Source organism: Caballeronia sp. (assembly GCF_049581465.1).
Classification (GTDB): Bacteria; Pseudomonadota; Gammaproteobacteria; order Burkholderiales; family Burkholderiaceae; genus Caballeronia.
The window spans coordinates 1-6,068 of record NZ_JBAUSA010001232.1 but is presented as its reverse complement, the minus strand read 5'-3'; the positions used below and the strand labels follow the sequence as shown (position 1 = coordinate 6,068).

At 59.3% G+C, this 6,068-nt stretch carries 6 protein-coding genes and 1 pseudogene; 1 reads left to right on the top strand and 6 read right to left on the bottom strand.

The window, feature by feature from the left end; all coding sequences use genetic code 11:
* The 6 genes and pseudogenes from WCA53_RS30130 to WCA53_RS30105 form a co-directional block, all read right to left on the bottom strand.
* Positions 1-343, bottom strand: a pseudogene (locus WCA53_RS30130) (HAMP domain-containing protein); the annotation flags it as partial.
* A gap of 132 nt (positions 344-475) precedes the next feature.
* On the bottom strand, positions 476-1,273 hold the full coding sequence (locus WCA53_RS30125; protein ID WP_423919985.1) for an aldolase: 798 nt from the start codon (positions 1,271-1,273) through the stop codon (positions 476-478).
* 65 nt (positions 1,274-1,338) lie between these two features.
* Positions 1,339-1,893: a helix-turn-helix domain-containing protein gene (locus WCA53_RS30120; protein WP_423919988.1), complete on the bottom strand. Its 555-nt coding sequence runs from the start codon at positions 1,891-1,893 to the stop codon at positions 1,339-1,341.
* Positions 1,894-1,945: 52 nt separating this feature from the next.
* Complete coding sequence (locus WCA53_RS30115) at positions 1,946-2,731, bottom strand: MFS transporter (RefSeq protein ID WP_423919980.1); 786 nt, start codon at positions 2,729-2,731, stop codon at positions 1,946-1,948.
* 197 nt (positions 2,732-2,928) lie between these two features.
* On the bottom strand, positions 2,929-3,222 hold the full coding sequence (locus WCA53_RS30110; protein WP_423919976.1) for a hypothetical protein: 294 nt from the start codon (positions 3,220-3,222) through the stop codon (positions 2,929-2,931).
* Positions 3,215-4,537, bottom strand: a complete 1,323-nt coding sequence (locus WCA53_RS30105; protein WP_423919971.1) for an MFS transporter — start codon at positions 4,535-4,537, stop codon at positions 3,215-3,217. The genes WCA53_RS30110 and WCA53_RS30105 overlap by 8 nt, the downstream gene beginning before the upstream one ends.
* A 143-nt stretch (positions 4,538-4,680) precedes the next feature.
* Here WCA53_RS30105 and WCA53_RS30100 point away from each other — a divergent pair, with 143 nt between their 5' ends.
* Entirely contained in the window at positions 4,681-5,616 is a 936-nt protein-coding gene (locus tag WCA53_RS30100) for a LysR family transcriptional regulator (RefSeq protein WP_423919968.1), read from the top strand.
* The last annotated feature ends 452 nt before the right edge of the window (positions 5,617-6,068 follow it).

Here is a 6,068-nt window from a genome sequence, read left to right as displayed (position 1 = left end):
GTTCGCCACCCTGCGCCGCCAGCGTCGACGCCCCTTGCGCGAGCGAGCTCGCCTGGTTGACGTTCTCGGCAGTCTGCTTGACGGTGGAGGTTAGCTCTTCAATGCTAGCAGCAGTCTCTTCGAGCGAAGCCGCCTGCTCTTCGGTACGTTGCGACAGGTCAGTGTTGCCGGCGGCGATTTCACTCACGCCGGTGTCGATCGCTTCGGTACCCTGACGGACTGCATTGACGGTCAATATCAGGGAATCCTGCATCTTGCGCAGCGCGGCGGCGAGCTTGCCCATTTCATTGTCGCTCGTCACTTCGATGCGGCCTGTGAGGTCGCCCTCCGCGATGCGCTGAAAGATATCGGAGCTATTAAGCGACATCTAATAGCTCCGGAAACATTCTTTCTGACTATATGACCTGGATTTCACGCCGCCCTGCAGTGCCGACACTTTCGACTCCTACGTTATTCCTGCGAATGTGCGAGCGACCTACGCCTCGCCAACCGGGTCCAGCAGGGTCGGCTCCAGCTTCAGGACTCGTCGCGCGTAGTAGGCAAACGTTGCACCAATGGTGCGAGGTTTTAACCGATAGTCGTGCGCCTCCCTGGCGAGCGCCGGGTCAATAGCCTGAATTTCGCCAGCGCTTCGCGCCATCAGTTGCAGTTTGGCTGCACGCTCAAAAAACAAAGCCATCACCGTCGCTTCTTCAACCGTTCCACACGCGCACAACTGACCGTGGTTGGCCAGAAGGATGCTGCGCTTGGAGCCCAGTGCGTCCGTAATGATGCGTCCCTCGTCATCGCCGACCGGCACGCCGGGCCACTTCGGCAGCCACGCGCAGTCCTCATAGAACATCGACGTGTCCATGTGCGCCACTTCGAGGGGAACGCCGATCATCGAAAGGGCTGACACATGCGGGGGGTGGGTGTGGATGACGCTATTGACGTCTGCGCGATGCCGATAAATCCAAAGATGGAAGCGGTTGGACGGGTTAGACATCCCAACACCCTCCAGCACATTGAGATCGTCGTCCACCAGAAGCAGGTTTTCGGGCGTCGTTTCCTCAAGACCCAGGCCAAAGCGCAGCATCCAGTAGGTTCCGGGAGCGCTGGCGCGTGCGGTCAATTGGCCGGCCAATCCGGAGTCATGCCCGTCGACCGCGAGCATGCGCGCGGATAGCGCCAGTTTTTCCTTCAGGCTCCATTCCGGAATCGCAAGATGCTTCTCAACGTTTACGGCGGTTTTCTTCAAATACTCATCTTTTTCTCGAATCTGTACGGTGCTCATAGTCCATCTCCTTGATGATACTTATAAAAGTATCACAGATGAAACTTTGTGTCATTTGATAATTATCAGGTTTCGACTGGAGAGTGCACAACGACAAGCACTTCTGCCCCGTCTCCAATGCAGCGCGTCCTGTGCAGGGTGTGCGCGTCGAAATAGATCGAATCGCCTTCTTCCAACCTGACACGACGCGCCGGGAACTCAAGTTCGACCGTTCCTCGCAGCACGAACATAAACTCCTCGCCCACGTGCTGGAACATCCTGTCGTCTTCAAACTCGTGCGGCGGCCGCATGATGAACGGTTCCATCGCCCGCAGTGTCTTGTGGCCTGCCATGGATTCATAGTTGCTATCCAATGGCGAACCCTCGCGCATGAAGGGTCTGCGTTTATCCTTGCGCACTACGGTGATGGCCTCCTCGATTTCCTCGTCGCCAAGCAATTGGCCCACGCTGAGGCCAAAGCACTGGGCCAGCCGCAACGCAGTCGAAATAGACGGCACCGATAGACCACGCTCCACCTTTGACAAATACCCTTTCGTCAAACCCGATGCTGCTGCTAACTCATCGAGGCTCAAGCCCTTTTGCTTTCGAAGGAAAAGAGCCCGTTTGCCCAAGGCCGCCACGTTCCCGGTTGAAGAGCGATCGCCCTTAGCCGATACCCCGACTTTTGAAACTTCAGTCATATAAAGTTGAGACCTTTGTTCGCTTGCGTATTGAAGAAAACGCCGCGAGGCTGAGCACCGAAAGCAGGAGCAGATAAACCGAAACCGGCCATACGCTACCGGATGCCGCGTGCACCAGTCCCGTCGCAATCAGCGGCGTCAAGCCGCCGGAAATTGCGGCGCCAATCTGGAAGCCGAGTGAAACTCCGCTGTAACGGACAGCGGTCCCAAACAATTCAGGAATCACACTGGCTTGAAGTGCGAACATTATGCCCTGCGTCATGACCATGCCGATGACCACCGCGAGCGACACAAGTGGGACGCTTCTTGAGTCAAGCAGCCACATGACGGGAAATGCCAAAATCGCGGCGCCGATAATCCCGGCCACGTAGACCTTGTTACGTCCAACCTTGTCCGCCAGTGCGCCGACCAGGGGCATGCAGATGAGTTCGCAGCATGCGGCGATCAGCACCGCCGTAACAATCACGCTATCCGACATCCCAAACTTTTGATGGACGAAGGTCACAGCAAACGCGCCTAGCACGCCCGGCCATGCGACCTCACTCATCTTCAGGCCGGCTGCGACAAGCAACTCGCGCCGAAAATATTTGAAGACGTCTCGTACAGGCAGCTTTGACGTCTTGCGCTGCGCGCGAAGGCGCCTGAACGCCGGCGTTTCGGAGACACGCGAACGCAGGAAACCGCCGATCAGGACCATGACCAGGCTCGCCAGGAACGGCAGGCGCCACCCCCATGACAGCAGATCTGCGCGCGGCAACGCCATCACCGGCAAAAACAAAAGGAGATCCGCTAGGGTTTTTTGAGAGGCACGCACGGGCACAGTCACCGTATTTAGTGAGCGGTGAGCGCTGATTCAGTAAATGGGAAATGACGGCCATGGATTCACGGCGTCGCGGGGCGAGGGGCGCCCAACTTTCGGTCTTTCGGCGTTCGCCGTGGAGAAGTGTTCGGTGAATCCGAACGGATGAGCCAACGTTAGCTGGCTGCGAAGGAATGGGAAACGACGGCGGGGTGTCTCCGGCTGGCGGCGATCAGGTGCCGATCAGAGCCATTAGCCGTGTCGGTGACCTTCAGGCACAACTGCTTGCCGGCCAGCGTGAACGGCACGGAGTACAGCACCTTCTTGTAGACGAGTGTCCATCCATAGCCCAAGCCGGGAACCCGGGTGCCGGCCCCCGCGCTCATGGTAACGGTTGGGCTTTCACTTTCACTTTCACCTTGACCTTCACTTTCACCTTCACTTTCTCTTGAGGCCGCATCGTCAGGCACCGGACAATTGCTGCAGGCGCTGATATGAGCGCTGCGGATCGAGAAGCAGAAATCCCGCCGCGCCCACTGCGATCAACAGCACTCCCGTGATGGCGAAGCCAATTTCATAGCCCTGGTTATTCGCCACTGCGCCAAGCAGCTTACCCATTCCCGCAGGCGCAACCAGCCCTGCCAGCGTCGCAATCGAATTGGTGATGGCGAGCATTGCGCCGCGCCGGGAATCCGGCGTCACTTCGGCCACGAGCAGCGGGCCGAACGTGAAGACCTGCAGGGCCAGCGCGCTCCCGAGCGCCATCACTGCGACTTTGACGAGCGGCGGGGCATCGAAATGAAGCATGCAGTAAGCAATCCCGCTCACGACACACGCGCTACTGACCAGAGCCCCGCGCGCCACCTTGGTCGATACGCCGCGAGCGAGCAATCGATGCGACAGCACGGCCAGCGCGAGTCCGATGGGAATCTGCGCCGCCACTTGCAGCGCAAAGTACCAGCCGGCTTCGGTCGCGCTGTACCCTAGTGCCGCGCGAAAATAACTGGGTACCCAGATGACGCCGATCGCAATCACTGAATAACCCACAAGCCCCTGCAGCAGCGTGCCGATTACGGTGCGGTCGGTGAGCAGACGACCATAGCTTGCGCGAACGTGTACAGGAAGCGGGGCGGTACGCGATGCGCTCGCGTGCGGCCGCGGCCCGCGCACATTACCGCTCTTTCCGACACACAGCCAAAGGATCGTCCACAACACGCCGACCACGCCCAGGGTCAGGAACGCCGCGTGCCAGTACCAGCGTTGTGCAATGAAAGTGAGCACCGGGCCCGCGAGGATGATGCCTGTTGTTGCACCCTGCTGGACAATGGTGGTGGGGAGGCTGCGTTCATGATCTTCAAACCACGTGTACACGACATGCAGTGCAAGCGGCGACGCAGGACCTTCGCCTGCGCCGAGCAGGATGCGACACGCGAGCAGCACGGCTAGACTCGTCGGCCACGCAAGCGGCAACTGCGCGACCGTCCACACCAGCGCGAGGCCTGCCAGCAGCCACTTGACGTTGAGCCGGTCCGCAACCAGGCCGATGCCGACACCCGATAGGGCGAAAAGCAGGAAGAAAGCACTCCCGACCATTCCGAACTGGGCGTGCGTCAGTTGCATGTCGTGCATGAGCGGCACCGCGACGAGGCCAAGCACGGCCTTGTCGGCGAAATTGATCGCCATGAAGAGAAAGAGTGATGCAACGATCACCCAGCGCTGCCGGCTCGCTGTCGCGACAGGAGGTGAGTGGCTCAGCACGAACCCGGACTCTTTTATGTTAAACATTTAATGCTCCTCAGGATGACCCAGCGGGGTGGTCAGCGAATGGGCCGTTGTTATCGAGGCGATCCAGTGCGCGTGTTTGCGCCATTTGAGGTGGTATAACGCAATAGTTCAAGTGCATTCTCTTTATTGGGACGATGCAAACAATGCATGAAATCAATTCGCGGCGGCTTTCGCATCTGGTGGCGCTTGCCGAAGAAGGAAGTTTCGCCCGTGCGGCTGGCCGCGTCCATCTCAGCCAGCCCGCGCTCAGCCGCAGTATCCAGGTGCTCGAGGATGAAATCGGCATGAAGCTCTTCGACCGTGCTGCCCGAGGGGTTGCGCTGACGGCGGCCGGCCGTCTCCTGGTCGAGCGCGCCCGGCGCGTCCTGTTCGAAACGCGGTGCATGTTCCGCGATGTCGAATTGCTGAAGGCGCATGAGCTCGGCGAGGTGCGGATCGGCCTCGGCCCCTATGCTGCAGTCGTGCTGCTGCCAGATTTGCTCGTCGAATTTTCACGGCGCTTTCCCAAGATCAAAGTCGTGGTGGAGCTATGCGACGGCGACGAGCTGATACAAAAATTGCGCGCGGAGCGGGTTGATTTTGTGGTGGCGGACCGGCGCGTGCCGCCCGTTACGCCGGACATAGCGTTGCGTCGGTTGCCGCGTCATGAGGGCGGATGGTTCGCGCGGCCGGATCATCCGTTGCTGGCACGCGGCCCGGTGTCGCTGTCCGCCATGCGGGACTTTCCGCTCGTTTCGGTGTCGTTGCCTATGTTTATGAAGGACGCGCTGCATCGCTTGCTCAAGTATCACGCGCATGAAGAGATCCCGTTGCAGGTCGAGTGCAACGACGTTGCCGTGCTCAAACAGGTTGTGGCCAGGACGGACGCGGTCTTGTTCGCGACCGCCTCGGCGGTCCGGCGCGAGCTCGAAGCCCAGCACCTCGTGCCGATCCGGCTCACTCATCCGCCTAAGTTGAGTCTGGAATTTGCGCTCGTATCGTTGGCTGAGCGAACACACTCGCCAGCGGCGAGTGCGGCGCTGGCGCTCGCCGAGGAAATCATGGACGACGCCAATTCGGCCGCGAGCGGGGTGCTGTAGGACGGGGTGCTGTACGCGGCGAGTGTAGGGGTAGGATAGAGTCCTTCTGCTGGCGTGGTCGTTCTGCTTAAGTCGGATTTTCTTGCTTATTACTGTTAGCCCCTATCCGGGGCGGGACTTCATTTCTTTTCAAACGCGAAAAGAAACGAAGCAAAGAAACGCGTTTAAACCGCTAATATTTAAGTGTCGTCGTTGCGCATTTCAGGTTTTTGGCCCAAACGTAGTACGGCTCCCGCAGCCACAACCGGCAGTTAAACACCGATCTTTCTCGCAAGTGGCGCGCACACGCTTCGCCTCGACGGCCGTACAACAACATAATTCGCGTTCTCCCATCACCAAAGCACATGCTCCACGCTTATCCATCCCGCGCCAAACTTCGCACAGCCCAGGTGGGTTAGGGCCGTTGAGGCGAAGCGTATGCGCGTCGCTGGAGCTTGAGGAGGGTGTTCGAC

Excerpts from the sequence above, each read along its gene's own strand:
- WCA53_RS30125 (WP_423919985.1), bottom strand. The coding sequence starts at position 1,273 with ATGAGCACCGTACAGATTCGAGAAAAAGATGAGTATTTGAAGAAAACC.
- WCA53_RS30105 (WP_423919971.1), bottom strand. The coding sequence starts at position 4,537 with ATGTTTAACATAAAAGAGTCCGGGTTCGTGCTGAGCCACTCACCTCCT.
- WCA53_RS30100 (WP_423919968.1), top strand. The coding sequence starts at position 4,681 with ATGCATGAAATCAATTCGCGGCGGCTTTCGCATCTGGTGGCGCTTGCC.